Here is a 22,991-nt window from a genome sequence, read left to right on the forward strand (position 1 = left end):
GGTCCAGGGGGCCTCATGAAGGATCTGCCCGCCAAGTTCTCCTCTTTCCTCATCATCCTCGGCCTGACCGCCTCCGCCGCGGCCGCTCCCATCGCCCGTGAAGACGTCCCCGGACCCCTGCAGGGCTGGATCTCCTGGGTGCTCAAAGGGCAGGAAGGCGCCTTGTGCTCCTTCTTCCACGGCCAGGACCGCAAGGAATGCCTCTGGCCCGGCGCCTTGAAGCTGGCCTTGGATGAGAAGGGCGGCCGCTTCGAGCAAGGCTGGCGCGTGGAGGCTCCGGGCTGGGCCGTGCTGCCGGGCGGCTCCGAGCATTGGCCGCAGGACGTGCGGCTCGACGGCGGCCCGGGCCTGGTGCTGCGCCGCGGCGATAGCCCCGCGCTTTTCCTCAAGAAGGCCGGCGCGCATGTGATCACCGGTTCTTTCCGCTGGGAGCGCCTGCCCGAGCAGTTGGTGGTCCCGCCGGAGACGGGCCTGCTGGCGCTCGCGGTGCGCGGCGAGGCGGTGGAGTTCCCGCAGCGCGATGAGCTCAACCATCTTTGGCTGCAGGCCAAGGCCAGGCCGGTGACGAGCCGCGAGGAGGCCCGCATCGTGGTCACGGTGCATCGCCGCCTCGTAGACGAGGTGCCCCTGCAGCTGTTGACGCGCGTGCAGCTCAAGGTCTCGGGACCGGATCGCGAGGCCGTGCTGGGCCGCGCCTTGCCCGAGGGCTTCACGCCCATGGCCCTGGTCAGCCCCATCCCGGCCCGTCTGGACCCGGACGGGCATCTGCGCGTGCAGGTGCGCGCGGGCCTTTGGGACGTGGCCCTTTCCGCCCGGCGCGCGAGCCAGGAAGAAGAACTGCGCGCTCCGGTTCCGGGGGGGACCTGGGACAACGACGAGGTCTGGGTCTTCGACGCCAAGCCGGACCTGCGCCAGGCGGACCTGGAAGGCGCGCCGGCGCTGGACCCGCAGCAGACGCAGCTGCCCGAGGATTGGAAGAGCCTGCCCGCTTTCTTGGTCAAGCCGGGGACCGTCCTGCGGCTGGTCCAGCGCCGGCGCGGCGACGACCCGCCGCCCGCGGACCGGCTGAGCCTTTCGCGCGAGCTCTGGCTGGATTTCGACGGACGGGGCTTCTCCGCGCGCGACCGCATCAAGGGCACCTTGAACCGGAGCTGGCGGCTGGATGCGGCGCCGGGCACGGACCTGGGCCGGGTCTCCGTGGACGACGAGGACCAGTTCCTCACTTCCTTGACCAGCGGCGCCGCAGCCGGGCTGGAGATGCGCAGGCAGGAGGTCAACGTGACGGCGGACAGCCGTTTCGAAGGCCGGCGTCCGCCGGCGGCGGGCTGGCGGCATGACTTCGAGTCCGTGTCGGCCCTACTGCATCTTCCTCCGGGCTGGCGCTTGTTCGCGGCCGGCGGCGTGGACCAGGCCTCCTCGACCTGGACCGGGGCCTGGACCTTGCTGGATTTCTTCTTGCTGCTCATCGCCGTGGCCGCGTTCCAGAAGCTCTTCGGCCGGCCTTGGGGGCTGACCGCCTTGGTGGGGCTGGGCTTGGCTTGGCATGAGCCGGGGGCTCCGCGCTGGCTGTGGCTGTTGGTCATTTTGTGCGCTGCGCTGCACCGGGCTTTGGCCGAGCATCCCTCCGCGGGCAAGACGGTGCTGTGGGCCCGCCGGGGCGCTTGGGCCGTCCTGGCCATGGTCTGCCTGCCCTTCTTCCTGACCCAGGCGCGCACGGGTCTCTTCCCCATCTTGGAACACCCTCTCTCCGTCCAGCCGCGAGGTGGAGACATGGTCGAGCCTGCGTCGCCGGCCGAGACCGTGTCGGACGAGGCTCAGATGGAGACCGAAGTGGACGCGGGCCGGAATATGCCGGCCGCGCCGGCCATGCAAATAGCGGCTTCGCTTGGCTCCGTGGAAAAAGCTCTCAAGAGGAGCTCTGCCAGACAGATGCAGATGAATTATGTGCGGGCCTACCCGGGGAGGAATCTCCTGCAGAACCAACTCGCTCGCGACCCCAACGCGCGGGTGACCACTGGCCCCGGAATCCCGTACTGGCAGTGGAGCACGGCGTCTCTGACCTGGAGCGGACCGGTCCCGCAGGGCCACCGCATGCGCCTTTGGCTGCTTTGCCCGGCCGCGAACCTCGTCCTGGCCTTCGCGCGCATCTTCTTCATCGCCGCGCTGGCTTTGCTCTTGGGCGGCTTCCCGGTCGAGGATTGGCTCAGGCGCCTGCGCGCGCTGGGTCCCCGTCCCAAGATGAGGGCCGCCGCGCTGTTGCTCATCGCCGTCCTGCCTATGAGCGCCGGCGCGCAGAGCTTCCCGCCGCGCGAGCTGCTCGACGAGCTGCGCGGCAGGCTGCTGGAAAAGCCCGAATGCGCTCCGCTCTGCGCGGAGAGCCCGCGCCTGCAGGTGACGGCCGCGGGCAGATGGCTCAGCCTCAAGCTGGAAATCCAGGCCGCCGCCGCGACAGCGGTACCCATCCCCACGGGCGGCCGCGACTGGACCCCCACGCGCGCCTCTTTGGATGGAACCGGCGCATCGGTGCGCCGGGCCGAGGACGGCCAGCTGTGGGCCGTCATACCCGCCGGCTCGCACCAGCTGAACTTGGAAGGCCCTTTGCCGGATAGCGACGCGGTGCAGGTCTCCTTGCCCCTGCGGCCGCGCCGCGTGGACGCTTCCGTCTCCGGCTGGACCTTGCACGGAGTGCGCGAGGACGGCCGGCCCGAGGCCAACCTCCAGCTTTCGCGCTCGCGCAGCGCGGCCGCGGTCCCGACCGCCTCGGCCCGGGCCCAGGGGACTTTCCCGCCCTTCCTCATGGTCCAGCGCACCTTGCGCTTCGGCCTCTCCTGGACCGTGGACACCTTCGTGACGCGCCTGACGCCCACGGGCACGCCCGTGGTGGCGGAGATCCCTTTGCTGCCCGGCGAGTCCGTGACCTCTTCCGATCTGCGCGTGGTCAAAGGCAACGCCCAGGTCAACATACCGGCCCAGGCCATGACCGTGGTCTGGTCCTCGGTGCTCAAGGAGACGCCGTCTTTGGCCTTGTCCGCGCCCAGGAACACGCTCTGGGCCGAGTCCTGGCGCGTCGAGCCCGGCCCTCTGTGGCATGTCACGGCCGAGGGGGTGCCGGCCATGCATCAGGAACCCGGCGCGGCGCCACGTTCCTACGCCTTCCGCCCCTGGCCGGGCGAGTCCGTGGCCGTGACGATCAGCCGGCCGGCCGCCGCCATGGGCCAGACCTTGACCATGGACCAGAGCGTGCTGGAGCTCAAGCCCGGCCTGCGCGCGACCGAGGCGGCCTTGACCGTCGCCTTGCGCAGCAGCCGCGGCGGCCAGCATGTGCTGGCCTTGCCCGCGGGCGCCGACCTGCTCTCCGTGCGCATCGATGGGGCCGCGCGGCCGATACGGCTGGAGGGCGACAAGCTGTCGGTGCCGGTGGCGCCGGGCGCGCACACGGTCGAGGTCTCCTGGCGCCAGGACGGCGGCGCGCGCCTCTTCTACCGCGCGCCAGCCGTCGACCTGGGCGCGCCGAGCGTCAACTCCCATGTCTCCATCACCATGCCGGCGCGGCGCTGGGCCTTGCTGCTGGGCGGCCGGGGCATGGGACCGGTGGTGTTGTTCTGGAGCTTCCTGGTCGTATCGGCGTTGGTCTGCTTCGGACTTTCCAGGACCGGCTTGACGCCTTTGACCTGGGGGGCGTGGTTCCTGCTCTCGGTGGGCATGATCCAGGCCAGCCTCATGGGCTCGGCCTTGGTGGCCGGCTGGTTCCTGCTGGTGGGACTGCGCGGCGCGCTCGTGCCGAAGAGATGGAGGGACCACCAGTTGGCGCAGATGGCCTTGGCGGTCTTGACCTTGGCGGCGGCCGTGGCCTTGTTCATGGCCATCAAGCAGGGCCTGCTGGGACAGCCGGACATGCAGATCGCGGGCAACGGCTCCCATGCCTCCTTGCTCCGGTGGTACAACGACCGCGCCGGCCCGGTCCTGCCTCGGCCTTGGGCACTGACCTTCCCGCTGTGGTTCTACCGTCTGGGCATGCTGGCCTGGTCCCTGTGGCTGGCGCAGGCCTTGATCTCCTGGGCGCGCTGGGCTTGGGGCTGCTACTCGGCCGGCGGCCTGTGGCGCAGGAAGGAAGATGCCCCCAAACCTCCGGACCTGAGCCAGCCGAAAGCGGCCTAGCCCGCGCGGACATCTCAGGCCCATGGCGAGCCTTCCCCATGGGCCCATGGTCCAGCCTCCGGTTGGCCCCTGCCCGCGTCCGCACCGGGCCCAGCGGCCTTGGGCCGATTGCTTCGCCCATTTTGGGACCTAGGACCCGCACGGCCCGTGCCCGGACCCCGCTATAATGGGTGCATGAAGACAATCAAGACCACCCTTTCCCTCATCATCTGCGCCTGCATGCTCGGCGTCACCCCCGGCTTCGATTGCTACCGGGCCGCCGCGGCCGTCGTGCAGACCCAGGTCCAGGCCGTTCCGGCCAACGCCGGCATGAGCGCGGTCGGCGCGTCCCTCACCAACACCGGCGGCATGACCGCCGCACCCTCGATCAGCCTCACCGGTACCTCACTTTCCGGGACCCTCAACGCCAACAGCCCGGTGCCTCAGCTCAAGTCGCAGATCCTGGCCGCCCCGATGCAGACGGCTGTCCCGGTCACGGCCCAGTCTCCGGTCACAGCCGCGCCGCAGGCCGGCGTCACTCCTATCATCATCCGTGAGGCCGTCATCCAGGCCGGAGCTCACCAGGCGGCAGGCCTCGTGAAGGCTCTGCCGAAGGCCGAGCCAGGCCAGGCCCAGAACGGCCTCGTTTGGGGCGCCTTCACCCAGCTCCAGCGCATGGTGCTTTCCTTTACCAAGAGCAAGGGCTCCAAGGGCATGCCGGACTACGACCGCGGCTCCGACGACCACATCTCCGACCCGGACGGCTCGGGCGGCGGCATCGACCCCTTGGGCAACCCCAGCCGCGACCCCAACCGCGACACCGGCCCGGATTCCCGCGACAGCGGCGATTCCTGGGACGGCGGCGGCCGCAGCGGCGGCTCCGAGCTCTTCAAGGGCCTTTCCTTCTCGAAGAGCAGCAAGGGCTCCAAGGGCATGCCGGACTACGACCGCGGCTCGGACGACCGCGTCGCCGACCCGGACGGCTCGGGCAGCGGCATCGACCCGCTGGGCAATCCCAGCCGCGACCCCAACCGCGACACCGGCCCGGATTCCCGCGACAGCGGCGACTCCTGGGACGGCGGCGGCCGCAGCGGGGGCTCCGAGCTCTTCAAGTCTCCGGTGACCGGACTCTCCGCCAGCATCAGCCTCTTCGCCCCGGCCGGCGTGCCGGCCAACACGGCCGCGGCTCCCGTCTCTTTGGACAACCGGCCCGTGGACCTCATCGTGATGTTCGGCGACACGGCCAAGCCCCTCACCCGCGACGAGCACCTCTCCCTGGTGGACGTCAACCAGAGGGGCGGCGTCAGCCTCTACGCGTTCGCCCAGCAGCGCATCATGATGCAGCTCGGCAACGCCGGCCTGGAGGCGGACACCATGGCCGCCTACAACGCCACACCCATCGCCACCTACGCGCGCATCAACGCCGCCACCATCCGCGTCGAGGCCGGCCGCGCCGCCGAGTTCCGCGCGCTCCTGGAAGGCCGCGGCTTCAAGGTCTACGACAACGCCCGGCGCCACATCGTCGAGCCCGTGCCGGTCAAGCCCGAGGATATGGACCCCGTGGGCCGCGGCGCCGTGGGCATGGACGAGAACCTCAAGATATCCAAGGCCGACACGGTCCAGGCCTTGGCCAAGAAGGTCTGGGGCGCGCCCGAGCTGGGCTTCTGGGGCCGGCTGGTCCTCCGGCTCTTCGGCGCCGCCATCCCGCAGCCCGCGGTCGGCGTCATCGACACGGGCGCGGACGTCAATCACCCTCTGCTCAAGCGCCTCAAGGCCCTCGTCAACGCCACCAGCGGGCCCAACATCGACGACAACGGCCACGGCTCCTGGGTTACCAGCATGATCCTCAATTTCGCGCCCTGGCTCAAGAACCTCACCCACTACAAGGTCTTCACCGCGGACGGCGGGGCCACCCTGGACGACATCCTCAAGGCCCTGACCATGGCCGGCAACGACGGCAACCTCATCGTCTCCAACTCCTGGGGCGACGACCAGGGCGACCCTCAGGGTCCGGACGCCCAGCTCGTGCGCAAGCTCGCGCAGGAAGGCCACATCATGGTCTTCGCCGCGGGCAACGCCGGCCCCCGCGCCAACACCGTGGGCGCGCCCGCCATCGTCAGCTACAAGGACGCCAAGACCGGCGCCATCCGCGTGGTCTCCGTGGCCGCCACGGACCGCGCGAAGAAGGTCGCCTACTTCTCCTCCCGCGGCCCCGGCTCGCCGATGACCTCGCACGACCCGAACTACAAGGACCACCGGCCCGACCTCAGCGCGGTGGGCTACAACACCGAGGGCGCCTGGCCCACGACGCAGGCCAACGAGGCCGACCGCGTGGACCCGGTCTTCGGCCCGCTCAAGGCCATCTCCGGCACCTCCATGGCCACCCCGGCCGTGGCCGGAGCCCTCGCTCTGCTGGCCATGGTCTTCGGCGTGACCACCATCGGCGAGAAGCTCGACGCCATCGTCAACGGCGTCATGTCCACCTTGGTCAAGACCGGCCAGAGCGCGGACGCCGAGGGGCAGGGCTTCATCGACCTGGACGCCGCTTTCAAGGCGATCTCCCAGGTCATGACTCCGGTCATCCCCAGTTTCGCCGCCCGCGCGGTGGTGTCTCTGGCGGCGCGCAGCCAGGCCCGCCAGGCCCGCTTGCGGGCCGCGGCCGCGATTCCTGAGGGCGCGGTCTGGGAGTACCGGGCGCTGGGCCATATGCCCCGGCAGATCCAGGACACCCACCTGCGCATGACGCTCGACCAGAGCATCGCCCGCAGCGATGCCGAAGAATACAAGACCGGGGAGTATGAGAAGTACTACACGCAGCGCCACAATCTTCTGACTCGGTATCCGGAACTGCCTCTGCGCACGTCGCTGCTCGGACGGCTGCAGCTGGCCTTGGGCGGAGGCAGGTAGGGGCGGAGTCGCCCCAGGTGAATAAAATGAGAGTCCCGGCCGAAGAATTCTCCATCTGCATCATCGAGGACGACGCGCATTTCCGCGAGACCTTCGCGGACGTGATGGCTTTGCGCGGGGTCAAGGTGCGCGGGGCGGGCACGGCCGCCGACGGCCTGGCCGCGCTGGCTCAGGGTAAGCCTTCCATCGTCATCGTGGACGTGCGCCTGCCGGACATGCACGGCTTCGACCTGTGCCGGCGCATCCGCCACACCGCCGGGCTGGCGGGGCTTCCCATCGTCCTCATCTCCGCCTCCACGCGCTACAACGATCCGCGCGACCGCGTTGAGGGGCTTTTGGCCGGGGCTTCGGCGTTCTTGCCCAAGCCCATCACCATCGAGGACCTTTGGGCCGAGATCTGCGGCGTTTTGAAAAGACCTGCTGCGGAATTCGCCTGAGCCGTTTCCGACCTTAGTCTCATCCTCCTTGGCGGGGTCAGCCCAGGGTATGCGTGCCCCGACATCACCCACTTTCAGCGTCGTCTTGAATGAGGTTCCGGCGCGCAGCGCCGGAACCCGCCCCGACACGAATGTGTCGGGGCCATGCTGTGGCCGGACACAGTTCCCAAGCCGGGTCTGTTCCGCGCTGCGTGCGCGGGATTCCGACGGGCTTCGCCCGTCGGAATGTCAGGACGGCATGCTGTCTGCTGGTCGTGCCCGAAGAACTGGGTGAATTCGAGTATGCGTGCCCCTTGACATGGTGAATCACTAGTGATACACTGAGAATATGCCCACCGAGAAGCCGCGCCTGCTCGTGACCTTGGAGCCCGGCCTCTATGCCAAGGTCCTGGCCATATCCAAGGCCAACGGGACGAACCTCTCCCTCACGGCCCGTGACCTCATCCGCGACGCCTGTAAAGATATCGAAGACCGGGGATTGGCGGCGCTGGCGCGCAAGCGCATGAAGGCCGGGGGTAAGGACGGTTGGCTGACGCATGGCGAGGTCTGGAAGTAGACGCGGAAATTTTCTTGACTTGGCGTAGTGGTCCTGCTATCATAAGATTACGCCTGAAGCAGGCGGTCGCAAGACGCCTTCCTCTTACAAAAAACCCCAGGAGAAAATCGATGGCCGAGATCGAATTGACGGATGCCACCTTCCAGAAAGAAGTCCTCGAGAGCCCCCAGCCCGTACTGGTCGATTTCTGGGCTCCCTGGTGCGGCCCCTGCCGCATGCTGGCGCCCGTGGTCAAGGAGATCGCGGAGGAGTACAAGGGACGCGTGCGCGTGGCCAAGCTCAACACGGACGAGCACCCCAACGCGGCGGGGACCTACCGCATCTCCGCCATCCCCAGCCTCCTGTTCTTCAAGGGCGGCAAGGTTGCCGAGCAGCTCGTGGGCGTGCATTCCAAAGCCGAGATCAAGAAGATACTGGAATCCCTCTTCACCAAAGCCTAGACCTTAGATTTCGCCGTCCTGCATAAACCCGAAACGATAGCGGCCGCCGTTCCTGATGAAGCCTAGGTTCTACCTCGTCGACGCCCACGCCTTCCTGCACCGGGCCTACCACGCCTTGCCGCCCCTGACCAACTCCAAGGGCGAGCCGGTGGGCGCGCTCTACGGCTTCGCGCGCATGCTCCTGCAGATCCTCAAGCGCGACAAGCCCGACCGCATGGCTGTCTGCTTCGACCGGCCCGAGCCCACCTTCCGGCACAAGCTCTTCCCCGAGTACAAGGCCACCCGCAAGGAGACCGACGAGGACCTCGTCTTCCAGCTCAAGCAGGCCCGCGACATGGTCGAGGCCATGGGCTTCGTCTGCGTGGAGAAAGCGGGCTTCGAGGCCGACGACCTCATGGCCACCTTGGCCAAGGCCGGGGCGAAGGACGGCTACGAGGCCGTGCTGGTCACCGGCGACAAGGATGTCCTGCAGCTCGTCGGCCCCGGCATCCGCGTCTTCAACCCCTCCAAGAACGTCTACATGGACGCCCCCCAGATAGAGGAGAAACTCGGCGTCGGCCCCCAGGCCGTGGTGGACTACCTAGCCTTGATCGGGGACAGCTCGGACAACGTCCCGGGCGTGCGCGGCATCGGCCCGGTCGGAGCGGCCAAGCTCTTGAAGAAATTCGGAACCCTGCATGACGCGCTCAAGGCCGCCAAGGCGGCGGACCCCTCCATACCCCCCAAGACCGCCCAGGCCTTGGTCGAGGGGGAGAAGACGGCGGCGACCGCCACGGAGCTCATCACTCTCGACACCAAGGTCCCGGTCGAGGCCAAGCCCTCCGCCTGCAAGCTGCCCGAGCCCGACGCAGAGACGCTCAGGGCCGTATTCGGCCGCTTGGAATTCGGCTCATTGCTCAAGGAGATGCTGCCGCGCAGCGGCGACGGCGCCCTGACCGAGCCTGAGCCCGCGGCGCCGCAGGCCTCCCCGGCGTCCTCGGGAAGCACCGCCGCCCGCGAGGTCCCTTTCGCTGAACTGCGGGCGGAACTCGCCCATGCCAAGACCCTCACCGTGACGGCGCGCCGCAACCCCAAGCCGGACCTGGCCGCGGGCTCGGTCCTGGCCGCCGTGGGGCTTCCCGACGGCCGCACCGCGGTGTTGGACGAGGCGCTCCTGCGCCGCGAGGCCGCGCATCTGACCAAGTTGCTCTCGGGCCCGGCCCTCAAGGTGGGCTATGACCTCAAGGAGACGCGCGCGGCCCTGGAGACCGCGGGCATCGGCGCTTCCGGACGGTCCTTCGACACCATGCTCGCCGCCTACTGCATCAACCCCGCGGAATCGGGCCGCCGGGCCTCGGGCAAGGACCTGCGCGCGGAGCTGCTCAGCGGCGCGGCCGCGGCCTTGGACCACGAGGTCATGGCCGAAGGCATGGACAGCGCCGGGGTGCGCAAGCTCTTCGACGAGATGGAGATGCCGCTCAGCGAGATCCTGCGCGGCATGGAGGCCGCGGGTGTGGCCGTGGATGGCGCCTATCTGGGGCGGCTCTTGACCGAGTTCGAGGCCGACATAGCCGCGCTGCGCGACGAGATCGACCGTCTGGCCGGCGCTGAGATCAATCCCAGCTCCCCTAAGCAGTTGGGCGTGCTCCTCTACGACAAGCTCGGCCTGCCTGTGCCGCACGAGACGGCCAAGGGCGGACGCTCGACGGACGAGGAAGCCCTGCAGATCCTCGCCAAGCAGCATCCCATCCCGGCCAAAGTCCTGGATTTCCGGGAGCTGGCCAAGCTCAAGAGCACCTACATCGACGGGCTGCTGGCCCGCCTGGACCCCAAGGACTCGCGGGTCCATACCCATTTCGACCAGACCGGCACGGCCACCGGCCGGCTCTCCAGCCTCGACCCCAACCTGCAGAACATCCCGGTCCGTTCCCCGGCGGGGCAGAGGATACGCCGGGCCTTCGTGGCCCGGGAGGGCTGCGTGCTGGTCTCCGCCGACTATTCCCAGGTCGACCTGCGCGTCCTGGCGCACGTCTCGGGCGACGAGACCCTTTCCGAGTCCTTCCGTGAGAACGAGGACATCCATCGGCGCACGGCCAGCGAGGTCTTCCACGTGCCGCCGGAGCAGGTGGACAAGGAGATGCGCCGCCGCGCCAAGGCCATCAATTTCGGCATCGTCTACGGTCAGACCGCCTTCGGCCTGGCCGCGGAGCTGGGCATCCCCCAGGGCGAGGCCGGGCGCTACATCAAAGACTACCTGGCGCGCTATCCCGGGGTCGCGGCCTGGGTGGCCAAGAACCTGGAGGCCGCGCGCCGCGACGGTCTCGTGCGCACCCCCTTCGGCCGGATCCGGCACCTGCCCGAGCTGCACGCCAAGAACACGGCCCTGCGGCAGTTCGCGGAGCGCGCCGCGCGCAATACTCCCATCCAGGGGGGCTCGGCGGACATCATCAAGCTCGCCATGATCGCGGTGGACCGGGGCTTGCCCGGCAAGTGGAAGGCGCGGATGCTCCTGCAGATCCACGACGAACTCCTCTTCGAGGTGCCGCGCGGCCAAGTCGGGTCCTTCGCCTCCTGGGCCAAGGAGACGATGGAGAGAGCGGCGAAACTGGACGTGCCGCTGGTGGCCGACGTCAAGGCCGGGGAAAACTGGCAGGACATGGAGGGCCTCAAGTAATGGCGCGCTTCTTCTCCAGCGAGCCTCTCAACCTGCGGCGCATGTCGCCGGGGGTCAAGAACCTCGTCCTGGCCAACGTCGCCGTGTTCGTGGTCAGCTCCATCGCGGGCGGGGACTTCATCCGGCTCTTCGGCTTGGTGCCCCGGCAGGTCCTGCAGGAGCGCTGGGTCTGGCAGCCGGTGACCTACATGTTCGTGCACGGCGGCTTCGTGCACCTGCTCTTCAACGTGTTCATGCTCTGGATGTTCGGCATGGCCATCGAGGCGCAGTGGGGCACCCGGGAGTTCCTGAAGTTCTACTTCGTCTGCGGCCTGAGCGTGGCTCTGGTGAAGGTCGCGCTCTGGCCGCACTCCGCCATCCCGCTCATCGGCGCCTCGGGGGCCCTCTTCGGCCTGCTGGTGGCCTTTGCGATGCTCTATCCGGACTCGGTGGTCTACCTCTACTTCTTCATCCCGGTCAAGGCCGCGCACATGGCCATCCTCTGCGGGGCCATGGAGTTCTTCATGATGCTGGGCCAGGGCAACGGCGGCATCGACCATTTCGCCCACCTCACCGGCCTCGGGGTCGGCTATGTCTATATCCGCTGGTGGTGGGTCCTCAAGCTGCGGCTGAAGTCGGCCCTGTCGGCCCTGTTGGGCCTGGCCGCGCCGCCGGCCCGGGCTTCCTCAAAGCGGACGTCTGGGCGGCCGGCCCGGCCGCGCGGCGCGCCGCAGTCCGAGCCGCCGGCCCCGGCCAGCATGGAGGATGTGGACCGCATACTCGACAAGATCCTGGCCAAGGGGCTCGACTCTTTGACCCAGGACGAGCGCGAGGTCATGCGCCGCTACTCCGACCGGATGAAGCACTGATGGGAAGAGTCCTGGTGGTGGGATTGACGGGAGGCATAGGCTCCGGCAAATCCGAGGCCTTGCGGGCTCTGCGCGGGCTGGGAGCGGCGACCTTGTGCCTCGACGAGGTGGCCCATCGGGTCCTGTCCAAGGGCGGACCGGCCTACGGGCCGGTGCGGCGCGCCTTCGGCGCCGCGGTCCTGGGCCCGGATGGAGAGATCGACCGGCGGGCCCTGGGCCGGGCCGTCTTCGCCGACGCGCGCCGGCGCCGGAGACTGGAGCGTCTGACCCATCCGGTCATCCTGCGCGAGATGCGCCGGACGGTCCGGGCGCGGAGACGGGGGCTTCTGGTCGTGGACGCGCCGCTTCTCTTCGAGGCCGGCCTGGAGCGGGAGTTCGATCTGACCGTCGTGGTCGCGGCGGGCTGGCGCGCGCGCCTGCGGCGCCTGCGCCGGCGCGACGGTCTGCCCGTCTCTGAATTGCGTCGACGGATGACCGCCCAGCTTCCGCTGGCGGAGAAGGCGCGGCGCGCGGATGTGGTCATCGGCAACGACGGGACCCGCGGCCAGCTGCGCCGGACGGTCCGGGAATATCACAGGGCGTTCGAACTGATCTATGGAGGATAAGAAGATGGAGAGCACCAGCGCCGACACCACCCCCGCCGTCACCCCTACGGTCACCCCCGCCGCCGCCACCGGCTCAGCCGCGGCGCCGTCCCGGCAGCCGCCGGTGGCCCAGATGGACGCGACCCAGCTCACCAAGATGACCATCGCGGAGCTGAGCAAGATCGCGCAGAACCTCAAGCTCGAGGGCATATCCGGGCTGCGCAAGCAGGAGATGATCGCCAAGATCCTCGACGGCCAGCTCAAGGCCAACGGGATGATCTACGACGAGGGGGTGCTCGAGGTCCTGCCCGACGGCTTCGGCTTCCTGCGCTCGGCGGTCTACAACTACCTTCCCGGCCCGGACGACATCTACATCTCGCCCTCGCAGATCAAGAAGTTCGGGCTGCGCAAGGGCGACACCGTCTCGGGCTTCGTCCGGCCGCCCAAGGAAGGGGAGCGCTTCTTCGCGCTGCTGCAGGTCAAGAAGATCAACGGCATGGACGCCGAGCAGCCCAAGGAACGGCCTTTCTTCGACAACCTGACCCCCCTGCACCCCGACGAGCGCTTCCTGCTCGAGACCGAGCGCAACGAGCTCACCACGCGCCTCATCGACCTCTTCAGCCCCATCGGCAAGGGCCAGCGCGGCCTCATCGTCGCCGCGCCCAAGACCGGCAAGACCATCATCCTGCAGAAGATCGCCAACGCCGTCGCGACCAACCACCCCGGCGTCGTCGTCATGGTCCTGCTCATCGACGAGCGGCCCGAAGAGGTCACGGACATGAAGCGCTCGATCAAGGGCGAGGTCGTGGCCTCGACCTTCGACGAGCCCGCCGACCGGCACGTCCAAGTGGCGGAGATGGTGCTGGAGAAGGCCAAGCGCTTGGTCGAGATGGGCAAGGACGTGGTGGTCTTGCTGGACTCCATCACCCGCCTGGCCCGGGCCTACAACACCATCTGCCCCTCGACCGGCCGGGTGCTCTCGGGCGGCCTGGAGGCGACCTCCTTGCAGAGGCCCAAGCGCTTCCTGGGCGCGGCGCGCAACATCGAGGAGGGGGGGAGCCTCACCATCATGGGCACGGCGCTGGTCGACACGGGCAGCCGCATGGACGAGGTCATCTTCGAGGAGTTCAAGGGCACCGGCAACTCCGAGATGTGCCTGGACCGCAAGCTCGCCGACCGCAGGATGTTCCCGGCCATCGAGATCAACCGCTCCGGCACGCGTAAGGAAGAGCTCCTCCTCTCCGAGGACGAGATCAACAAGATGTGGATCCTGCGCAAGGTCCTGGCGCCGCTGGGCTCGGTGGAGGCCATGGAGCTTTTGCGCGACAAGCTGCTGACCACCAAGAGCAACAAGGAGTTTTTGAAGTCCATGGAGCTCTCAGAGCTGTCGGGGGCCGATTGATCGAAGTTCGGCGCCCGAAGGGCGCCGAACTCCAAACGCCCCCCCTTGAGGGGGGGCGTTTGTTCCGTTGGGGGGAGCTAGCGCTGTTGTCGTTCCTCCTCCCCGCCTCCCTTTCCGCCGCTACCCCCGCCGCCGTCAACCTGCGCGACTGGTCGCGCTACTCCGTGCTGACCCCGGCGGGCCCCGAAGAGCCCCAGCCGGAGACCTTCCGCAAGGTCAAGCGCCTGCTTTGGGTCTCGCACAAGGTGAACAAGGGAGAATACAGCGCCTCCTACCTGGCCAAGCTCTACGGGACCACGGTCGCGAGCCTGCAGGCCACCAACCGCGACGAGCTCTACCTGTTCGGCAGCGGCCGCAAGCTGGTCGTGCACAACAAGGACGGGATGCTCTATGAGGTGCGCAAGGATACGGAGACGCTCAGCGGCATCGTGGCGAAGTTCAAGGGCGGCGGCCAGCAGGCGCGGCAGTTCCGGGAGTGGGTGGTCAAGGCCAACGGCCTGCCGGGCTACGCAATTCTCGACGATTATGTGTTCGAGAAAGGCAGCCGCGTCCTGCTGCCCGGCATCAAGATCAACTTCGACACCTACCACTACCCAGTCAACAGCGTCCACCGCCTGAGCTCGCGCTTCGGCTTGCGGCGGCATCCCATCTCCCATGAGCGCCGCCGGCATGTGGGCATCGACATCCCCAAGCCCTACGGCACGCCGGTCTACCCCGCGCGCAGCGGGGTCGTCGTCGAGGCGGGTTGGCGGGAGGGCTACGGCATGCTGGTCATCATCCGGCATCCGGACGGCTTCTCCACGCGCTACGGCCACATGTCCAAGATCCTGGTCAAGGTCGGACAGCTGGTCCAGCGCGGCAAGACCCTCATCGGCAAGGTCGGCTCGACCGGGAACTCCACGGGACCGCACCTGCACTTCGAGGTGCGCAACCGCAACGGCGATCCCGTGAACCCCTCCCAGAAGATTGGCCGGCGCTGAAGAAGTTTTTGCTATAATGATTCCCTAATCCACAGAGGAAGGAAGACCATATGAAAGCTGGAATCCATCCCGTCTACACCAACGCGAAGGTGGTCTGCGCCTGCGGCAACACCTTCGAGACCCGCTCTACCAAGGAGCTCATCAAGCTCGAGATCTGCTCGGCCTGCCATCCCTTCTACACCGGCCAGCAGAGGCTCGTCGACACGGCCGGGCGCGTGGAGCGCTTCAAGAAGCGTTTCGAGTCCACGGGCGGCAAGACCGTGGTGCGCAAGCCGGCCAAGAGCGTCAAGAAGGCGCTCGAGCCCGTCAAGAGCAACAAGGCCCTGCGCCGCGCCGTGCTCACCACGGCTCCCAAGAAGGACGAGGCTCCGGCGGGCAAGAAGCCGGCCAAGAAAGAAGCTTAGACCCGCGTCCCGCAACGGTCCCGGCCCGCCAGGGTCGGGACCGCGCATTTATGGATCCCAAGCTCCAGAAGCTCGCGGCCGAATCCCGGGAGATCGAAGCGCGCCTCTCCCAGGGCGGCCTTGCCGCGCCCGAGCTCAAGGAGCTTTCCCGGCGCCACGCCGAGCTGGCCCCCCTGGCGGCTCAAGTCAAGGAGCTGGAGCGTCTCGCCAAGGAGCTTCAGGACCTGGAAGCCCTGCTGACGGGCGGCGACGCGGAGATGCTCGCCCTGGCCGCGGCCGAGAAGCACCAGATCTCGGAGAAGGTCCGCGCGTTGGAGGAGTCCCTGCGCTTGGACCTCGTGCCCAAGGACAAGGCCGACTCGCGCAACGTGTTCCTGGAGGTCCGGGCCGGTGCCGGGGGCGAGGAGGCCGCGCTCTTCGCTTCGGAGCTGTTGCGCATGTACACGCGCTTCGCCGAGGCCAAGGGCTGGAAGACCGAGGTCCACGAGCTCTCGCAGACCGGCCTCAAGGGCCTTAAGCAGGCCGTGATCTTCGTGACCGGCAAGGAGGTCTTCTCCTGGCTGCGCTACGAGGGCGGGGTGCATCGCGTGCAGCGCGTGCCCGCCACCGAGGCTTCGGGCCGCATCCACACATCCACCGTGACCGTGGCCGTGATGCCTGAAGTCGAGGAAGTCGAGGTCGCGATCAAGCCCGATGACCTGAAATTCGATACCTACCGCTCCGGTGGAGCGGGCGGGCAGAATGTCAACAAGGTGGAGACCGCGGTGCGCATCACGCACCTCCCCTCCGGCATCGTGGTGGAGTGCCAGGAAGAGCGCTCCCAGGGACGCAACCGCGAGAAGGCCATGAAGCGCCTGCTGGCCAAGCTGGCTGACCAGGAACGCGAGAAGGCCTTCGCCCTCAACGCCTCGGCGCGGCGCTCCCAGGTGGGAACGGGCGACCGCTCCGAGAAGATCCGCACCTACAATTTTCCGCAGAACCGGGTGACCGACCACCGCCTGGAGCAGTCCTGGCACAACCTGCCCGCCGTCATGGAAGGCGAGATCGGCCCGGTGCTCGAAGCCTTGCGCGTCGAGGCCAGGCGCAAGGCCTTGGAGGAAGCGCAGGCTTGAGCCAGCCAGGCCGCAGGAAGGGGCTGCCGCTTCCCCCTCACCACCGGAACTGGAAGGGCCAAGTCCGGGAGTGGCTTGCCGACGCCGTCGCTTTCCTCCAGAGGAAGGGAGTGCCCGAGGCCGAAGCCAACGCGGAGTTCATCATGGCCGCGGTCCTGGAGACCAGCCGCAACGATGTGAGGCTGGGCTCTTCCCACCCTCTCGACGAGAAGCAGGGCTTCCACTTTTGGGCTTTGGTGAAGGAGCGCGGCGAGCGCATCCCCTTGGCGTACGTGCTGGAGTCGCAGAATTTCATGGGCCTGGACATCGCGCTGACGCGGGAGGTCCTGGTGCCGCGGCCGGAGACGGAGGAGCTGGTTGCCGAGGCGCAAAGCCGCCTGCGCTCTTTGAGCCGGCCTAATCCCGTCATCCTGGAGATCGGCACGGGCACGGGCTGTGTGGCCATCGCCTTGGCCAAGAGCGTCCCGGGGGCCATGGTCTATGCCACGGAGATCAGCCCTGCCGCTTTGGAGTTGGCCCAGAGGAACGCGGCGAAGCATGGGGTGAGCCGCAGCATCCGCTTCCTCCACGAAGACCTTTTCAAGCCGGCGGGCAAGGCTTCGGGCTGGGCGGATTTGGTGGTGTCGAACCCTCCCTACATACCTTCGGCCGAGATCGACGGGCTTGAGCCGGAGGTGCGCAACGAGCCGCGCTTGGCTTTGGATGGGGGCAAGGACGGTCTCGACGCCATCCGCGCCATCGCGGCGGACGCGCCGCAGCGCATCAAGAAGGACGGCTTTTTGCTCCTCGAGATCGGCGCTGCGCAGGGGCCCGCGGTCCGGGATATCCTGGCCAAGGCCGGCGGTCGGGAAGTCGAGGTCCGCAAGGACCTTCAGGGCCTGGACCGCATCGCGGTCGCGCGGTTCTGAGCGCACCCTCCGTCCCGCCTTGGCCTTTATGTATAATTCTCCAACGTAATCATGGACCGCTTCATCATCGACGGCGGCGCGCCCCTGCGCGGCACCATCCATATCAGCGGCTCGAAGAACTCCGCGCTCCCCATCCTGTTCGCCACCTTGCTCACCGACGAGCCCTGCGTCCTGGAGAACGTCCCCACCAAGCTGCGCGACATCCGGCTGACCATCCGGGTGCTCGAGGCCATCGGCAAATGCGTGGATGTCTCCGGCTCCCGCGTCTTCGTCCACGCGGACAAACCCCTCAAGACCCGCGCTCCCTACGACCTGGTCAAGCAGATGCGCGCCTCGGTCCTCGTGGCCGGGCCCCTGCTGGCCCGCTTCGGCTGGGTGCGCGTGCCCATCCCCGGAGGCTGCGCCATCGGCGTTCGGCCCATCGACATCCACATCAAAGGATTCGAAGACCTCGGCGCCCGGCGCGTCCTCGAGCAGGGGGACCTCATCCTCGACTCGCCCATGCGGCCCGGCCGCGTGCATTTCAAATTCCCCAGCGTGGGCGCCACCGAGAACCTGATGATGGCCGCGGCGGCCCTGGACGGGACCACCGTCATCCTCAACGCGGCCCGCGAGCCCGAGATCGAGGACCTCGGCGGTTTCCTCACCGCGATGGGCGCTCGGGTCAGCGGAGCCGGCACCTCCGCCATCACCATCCGCGGCTCCCGGGCCCTGCGCGGGGCCAAGCACAGCGTCATCCCCGACCGCATAGAGACCGGCACCTTCATGCTCGCGGCCGCGGCGACTCAGGGCAGCCTGCTTCTGGCGGGCACGGAGTCCGCCCATCTCAAGGCCCTCATCGCCAAGATGCGCGCGGCCGGGGCCACGGTGCGCGAAGGCCGCGGCCACATCGCCGTCTCCATGAAGGGCCGCCCCAAGCCCGCCTCCATCGTCACCGCTCCGCACCCGGGCTTCCCCACCGACCTCCAGGCCCCCTGGATGGCCTGGATGAGCCTGGCCCAAGGCGCCAGCCGCATCAGGGAGGCGGTCTTCGAGAACCGCTTCATGCACGCGGCCGAGCTCGCCCGCATGGGCGCGCGCATCGCGGTCTCCGGCGAGACCGCCGCGGTCCAAGGCGTGGAGGGGCTCAGCGGAGCCCCCATCATGGCCTCGGACCTGCGCGCCGGCGCGGCTCTCCTGGTCGCCGCTTTGGCCGCGCGGGGCCGTACCGCGGTGGCGCGCGTCTATCACATCGACCGCGGCTACGAGCGCATCGAGGCCAAGCTGCGCGCGGTCGGAGCGCGCATCAAGCGCGTCAAGACATGACATTCCGGGAGGCTCTGCGCGTCCTCGCCGAGCGGCAGGAGAACCGGATACTCCTCGGCCTGTCGCGAGTGCGGGGCGTCTTGAAGCGCCTGGGAAATCCCCATAAGAATCTGCCCTGTGTCCATGTGGCCGGCACCAACGGCAAGGGCTCGACCTGCGCCATCCTGGAGTCCGTCCTGCGCGCCGAAGGAAAGCGCACCGGGCTCTACCTCTCCCCGCACCTGGAGTCCGTACGAGAGCGCATCCAGGTCGGCGGGGAGATGATCCCGGAGCGGGACTTCGCCCGGCTTCTAGGACGGACTCTCGCCGCCGACACGAAAGATGAGCTCACCTATTTCGAGTTGCTGACCTGCGTCGCGTTCCTGCATTTCCAGGGCAGCCGGGTCGAGGTCGCGGTACTGGAGACCGGCCTCGGCGGCAGGCTCGACGCCACCAACGTAGTTCCCAAGCCCCTGGCCTGCGTCATCAGCTCGATAGACTTCGACCACATGCAGTGGCTGGGCCGGAGCTTGGCGCGCATCGCGGCGGAGAAAGCCGGCATCATCAAGCGCGGGGTCCCGGTGTTCTGTCCGACCCTGCCCGGCGCCGCGCTGTCGGTGGTCAAGAGGACCGCCGGGGCTCTGCGGGCCCCCCTGACCGTGGTGGACCGGCCTTTCCTGACCCGTTCGGTCCATTGGAAGATGAACCGGCAGGTCTTGAGCGACGGCCGCAGGAGCTTCGCGCTGTCTTTGCTGGGATCCCGGCAGGGCGGCAACGCGGCCCTGGCCAAAGCGGTCCTCGACCGCGTCAGCCCAGTGAGCGCGGAGTCCTGGAGCCGGGGCCTGCGGCGGGTGCGGCTGCCCGCCCGCTTCAACGTGCTGACCAAGCACGGCAAGACCGCGGTCGTAGACGGGGCGCATAACCCTGAGGCCATGGGCGAGCTCGCGCGCACTTTGAAGGGTTTCCGCCCGGGCCGGGTGCGCTGGATCCTCGGCCTCATGAAGGACAAGGACAAGGGCGCGGTCGTGGGGCGCATGGCGTCCATGCTCACGGACGCGGTCGCCACCGCCCCGCCAGGCTCCCGGGCCCTGCCCGCGGCTGCGCTGGCCGACGAGCTGCGCCGCCAGGCTCCCCGCGCCTCGGTCCAGGTCGAGGCCGAGGCGGCCGCGGCGGTCCGCGGCTGGCTCTGCGACCCGGCCGCGCCGCGGACCGCCGTGGTGTGCGGCTCTTTCTACTTGGCCGCGGAGGCGCTCAGGATCATCGGGAAGGCGCCGGGAGGCGGTCATGCCTAAGCTCGCTTTCGGCGTGGACGTGGGGGGGACCTTCGCCAAGATCGCGGCCGTGACCCCGACGGGCAAGATCCTGCGCATGGATGAGATCCCGACCGACCCCCATTCCGGGCCGGCCGATTTCGTGGAGCGCATCGCCGACCTGCTACGGGGCTGGGGCCGGCAGGGCCTCAAGGCCGAGGCTTTCGGCTTCGCGGTGGCGGGCGACGTGGATCATGAGCGCGGCCGCCTGCGCCTGACCCCGAACCTTCCCGGCTGGCCGGGCTATCCCTTCCGCGACGCCTTCCGCCGGCGCCTGCGCCTGCCCACGGTCATGGAGAACGACGCCAACGCCGCGGTCTGGGGCGCCTACGTGACCGAGCTCGGGCGCCGGCCGCGCAGCATGATCGGCGTGACCTTGGGCACCGGAGTGGGCGGGGGTCTCGTGATCGACGGCCGCCTCCTGCGCGGAGCCACCGGCACCGCCGGCGAGATCGGCCATACCAAAGTCGCCTCGCCGGGCGAGCCCTGCCGCTGCGGCTCCCGGGGCTGTCTCGAGGCCTACGCCGGCACCTATGGGATCCTGCGCCTGGCGCGCCGGCTCCTGCGCGCCCGGCCGGGCCGGGGCCGCCTGTTGCGGGACCTGTGCCCCAACCTCAAAGCCCTGACCCCGAAGGTGCTCAAGGCTGCGGCCGAACGCGGCGACGACCTTGCGGCCGAGGTCTGGGAGCGGACCGGGATCATGCTGGGCCTGGGCCTGGCCGATGCCGTCATGCTCGTCAATCCCGAGGTCCTCATTCTCCTGGGAGGCGTGTCCCGGGCCGGGGATCGGCTCCTGGGCCCGGTGCGCCGCGTGTTCCGCGGCCGGCCCTTCGGCACGGCCTTGCGCGCGGTCAGGCTGCGCTGCGCGGCCAACCCTGACGGCGGCTGCGTGGGCGCGGCGCTGCTGGCCTCGGAGGAGTCCTGATCCTCACCGACCTGCTGCTGGCCTCTCTGCTGGGCTGCGCGGGCCGGGCCGCGGCGGCCCCGGCCTCCCCGTCAGCGTCCACTTCGACCTACGAGCTGCCCGCGGCCCCCGCGGACTCGCACCTGGACTTCACGGCGGAGCACCTGGACTACGACCGCGACAAGGCGCTCATCCATCTCAAGGGCGACGTGCGCGTCAAGGAGTCCACCTGGACGCTCAAGGGCTCCGAGCTCTGGATCGACACGGCGCGCCACCGGGGCCGCTCAGAGGGGTTCCTGTTCATCGACGACGGGGTCAGCGCCGTGACCGGCACATCTGGCGACTTCGACTTCGTGGACCACACCGGTGAACTCTTCAACGCCTCGGCCGGCTACGGAGACTGGCGGGTCCACGCCCGGAGCCTGGTGCTCGACGAAAAACGCCGCCTCCACTACACCGGCGCGGACTTCACGAGCTGCAGCTACGTCCCGCCGCACTACCATCTCCACGCCAGCCGCATGACCGTGGTGCCGGGCAATTATATGTTCGGGCGCAACGTGGTGTATTTCCTCGGCAAGATGCCCTTGTTCTACATGCCGCTCGTCTATAAATCCCTCTCCAAGACCCACTTGCTGCGCTTCAAGGTCCAGCCCGGTTTCGACCACCGCAACGGCGGCTTCCTCAAGGGCACCCTCGTGACCGACCACTCCAGGACCTGGCGCACCAAGCTCTTCCTCGACTACTACACCACGATGGGAGTCGGCACCGGCGGAGAGCTCTGGCACCGCGACGGCGAGGACGCGCGCGGGGTCCTGGCGGGCTACCACATCCACGAAGCCAAAGGCGGGGCCGAGCGCTGGTCCGTCACCGGCGACCTCTACCAGGCCTTCGCCAGCTCATTCGCGGTGCAAGGCCGCGTGCAGGTGATGAACGACGCGTTTTTCAACAACGATTACGCCCGTTCCAGCCTCTTCCCCGTCACGCCGAACCTCATGAACAACGGGGCCTTGGTCTACCGGCTCCCCCAGGTGACGTCCCGCCTGAGCTACTCCCGCGAGGACGACGCCATCTCCACCCACACCTTCGTGAAGACCGCGGAGAGCGCGCCCAGGCTCGACGTGAATTCGGCGCAGCTCAAGTTCCTGGGGCTGCCCTGGCTCAATACCCTCTCCGGCTTCGCGGACAATACCTATCTCAGAGGCCGCTCCTTCATCCAGAAATCGGTCGGCGGCACCTGGGAGATCACGCGCGCCTTCAAGCTCTCTCGGACCGTAAGCTTCACGCCGCGCGCCAATTACAGCGATGTTTATTACAACCAGACGCTGGCGACCAGCACCGGGACCGTCAACCCGCGCGACATCACCGTGGGGCGCTATCTCGCCGCCGGCACCCTGCGAATGAGGAATCTGGCCGGAGACCTCGATATCACGCAGACCTATTCGCGGCGTTTCGTGCCGGATTCGTTCACCGTTGACACCAGCGCCGACGACTACGGCGTGGAGACCAACCTGGTTTCGGTCGTGCAGACCTACCGTCCCACGCGCCTGGTGCTGGCGCGGGTGGGTTCCGGCTACGACTTCCGGGAGTTCCGCAGCCACGCCGTGGGCTTCCACGACAGCCTGCAGCCCATCCAGACCGACGTGATCCTCACGCCCGGTAATGACTTCAATCTCGCCCTCCGCGACGACTACCTGCTCGGGACCGGCAACCGCAACACCATCTTCAACGCCACCGTGGGCGACGAGCTGAAGACTTTCCTTACCGCGGGAGTGGGCTACAACCTGGCCCAGGCCGAACGCTACTATCTCAACACCGAGTTCGGCTGGTCGAACTCGTCCGGGACCCTGCACGTCACCGCGGCTCTGCGCTCCTCGGTCCTCACGCCGGGAGGGTTCCAGCGGCTGCACTCTTTTTACGTCTTCGACCGGGAAGCGCAGGTGGTCAAGCGCTGGCACGACTACTATACCAAGCTGACCTGCCGGTTCCGGCCCGGCAATGTCAGGGAGTTCGGCATCCGCATCGAGATGAAGTTCAGAGGCTTCGATGCGGAACAGCAGAAGGTCCATGACTGGGAATCGGAGTGGTTCCCGGAGCGGGCCCACGGGCGGGAAGACAGGCCTTAGGC

The 22,991-nt window shown here is 68.3% G+C and carries 17 protein-coding genes; all 17 read left to right on the forward strand.

Annotation, left to right across the window (positions count from 1 at the left end; translation table 11 throughout):
- Nucleotides 1-15: 15 nt before the first annotated feature.
- The 17 genes from NTY77_09220 to NTY77_09300 all read left to right on the forward strand — a co-directional run bounded on the left by NTY77_09220 (nucleotide 16) and on the right by NTY77_09300 (nucleotide 22,989).
- Entirely contained in the window at nucleotides 16-4,158 is a 4,143-nt protein-coding gene (locus NTY77_09220; GenBank protein MCX5795660.1) for a hypothetical protein, read from the forward strand.
- Between the two features lie 174 nt (nucleotides 4,159-4,332).
- On the forward strand, nucleotides 4,333-7,044 hold the full coding sequence (locus tag NTY77_09225; protein ID MCX5795661.1) for a S8 family serine peptidase: 2,712 nt from the start codon (nucleotides 4,333-4,335) through the stop codon (nucleotides 7,042-7,044).
- 26 nt (nucleotides 7,045-7,070) lie between these two features.
- Entirely contained in the window at nucleotides 7,071-7,481 is a 411-nt protein-coding gene (locus NTY77_09230; GenBank protein ID MCX5795662.1) for a response regulator, read from the forward strand.
- Between the two features lie 328 nt (nucleotides 7,482-7,809).
- Nucleotides 7,810-8,037, forward strand: a complete 228-nt coding sequence (locus NTY77_09235; protein MCX5795663.1) for an antitoxin, RHH family protein — start codon at nucleotides 7,810-7,812, stop codon at nucleotides 8,035-8,037.
- A 110-nt stretch (nucleotides 8,038-8,147) separates the two neighbouring features.
- Nucleotides 8,148-8,477 carry a thioredoxin gene (gene trxA / locus NTY77_09240; protein ID MCX5795664.1) on the forward strand — a complete coding sequence of 110 codons (330 nt, stop codon included), beginning with the start codon at nucleotides 8,148-8,150 and terminating at the stop codon, nucleotides 8,475-8,477.
- Between the two features lie 55 nt (nucleotides 8,478-8,532).
- Complete coding sequence (locus tag NTY77_09245; GenBank protein ID MCX5795665.1) at nucleotides 8,533-11,130, forward strand: DNA polymerase I; 2,598 nt, start codon at nucleotides 8,533-8,535, stop codon at nucleotides 11,128-11,130.
- Entirely contained in the window at nucleotides 11,130-11,978 is an 849-nt protein-coding gene (locus NTY77_09250; GenBank protein MCX5795666.1) for a rhomboid family intramembrane serine protease, read from the forward strand. The genes NTY77_09245 and NTY77_09250 overlap by 1 nt, the downstream gene beginning before the upstream one ends.
- Nucleotides 11,978-12,583: a dephospho-CoA kinase gene (gene coaE, locus NTY77_09255; GenBank protein ID MCX5795667.1), complete on the forward strand. Its 606-nt coding sequence runs from the start codon at nucleotides 11,978-11,980 to the stop codon at nucleotides 12,581-12,583. The genes NTY77_09250 and coaE overlap by 1 nt, the downstream gene beginning before the upstream one ends.
- 112 nt (nucleotides 12,584-12,695) lie before the next feature.
- The gene (rho, locus tag NTY77_09260; protein ID MCX5795668.1) at nucleotides 12,696-13,964 is read left to right on the forward strand and encodes a transcription termination factor Rho; all 1,269 of its coding nucleotides are present in this window, start codon (nucleotides 12,696-12,698) and stop codon (nucleotides 13,962-13,964) included.
- A gap of 86 nt (nucleotides 13,965-14,050) precedes the next feature.
- Nucleotides 14,051-14,944, forward strand: coding sequence for a M23 family metallopeptidase (locus NTY77_09265; GenBank protein MCX5795669.1), 894 nt, complete (start codon nucleotides 14,051-14,053; stop codon nucleotides 14,942-14,944).
- Nucleotides 14,945-14,994: 50 nt separating this feature from the next.
- The gene (gene rpmE / locus NTY77_09270) at nucleotides 14,995-15,348 is read left to right on the forward strand and encodes a 50S ribosomal protein L31 (GenBank protein MCX5795670.1); all 354 of its coding nucleotides are present in this window, start codon (nucleotides 14,995-14,997) and stop codon (nucleotides 15,346-15,348) included.
- A gap of 50 nt (nucleotides 15,349-15,398) precedes the next feature.
- Nucleotides 15,399-16,460: a peptide chain release factor 1 gene (prfA, locus tag NTY77_09275; GenBank protein MCX5795671.1), complete on the forward strand. Its 1,062-nt coding sequence runs from the start codon at nucleotides 15,399-15,401 to the stop codon at nucleotides 16,458-16,460.
- A complete protein-coding gene (gene prmC / locus NTY77_09280) occupies nucleotides 16,457-17,368 on the forward strand; it encodes a peptide chain release factor N(5)-glutamine methyltransferase (GenBank protein ID MCX5795672.1) in 912 nt (303 codons plus the stop codon). The genes prfA and prmC overlap by 4 nt, the downstream gene beginning before the upstream one ends.
- A 51-nt stretch (nucleotides 17,369-17,419) precedes the next feature.
- Nucleotides 17,420-18,673, forward strand: coding sequence for a UDP-N-acetylglucosamine 1-carboxyvinyltransferase (murA, locus tag NTY77_09285; GenBank protein MCX5795673.1), 1,254 nt, complete (start codon nucleotides 17,420-17,422; stop codon nucleotides 18,671-18,673).
- Nucleotides 18,670-19,944, forward strand: coding sequence for a bifunctional folylpolyglutamate synthase/dihydrofolate synthase (locus NTY77_09290; GenBank protein MCX5795674.1), 1,275 nt, complete (start codon nucleotides 18,670-18,672; stop codon nucleotides 19,942-19,944). The genes murA and NTY77_09290 overlap by 4 nt, the downstream gene beginning before the upstream one ends.
- Nucleotides 19,937-20,887 carry an ROK family protein gene (locus tag NTY77_09295; protein ID MCX5795675.1) on the forward strand — a complete coding sequence of 317 codons (951 nt, stop codon included), beginning with the start codon at nucleotides 19,937-19,939 and terminating at the stop codon, nucleotides 20,885-20,887. Before NTY77_09290 ends, NTY77_09295 begins: the two co-directional genes overlap by 8 nt.
- Before the next feature lie 188 nt (nucleotides 20,888-21,075).
- Complete coding sequence (locus tag NTY77_09300; GenBank protein MCX5795676.1) at nucleotides 21,076-22,989, forward strand: hypothetical protein; 1,914 nt, start codon at nucleotides 21,076-21,078, stop codon at nucleotides 22,987-22,989.
- Nucleotides 22,990-22,991 lie beyond the last annotated feature (2 nt).

Source organism: Elusimicrobiota bacterium (assembly GCA_026388095.1).
In the GTDB taxonomy this organism is placed as follows: Bacteria; Elusimicrobiota; Elusimicrobia; order UBA1565; family UBA9628; genus UBA9628.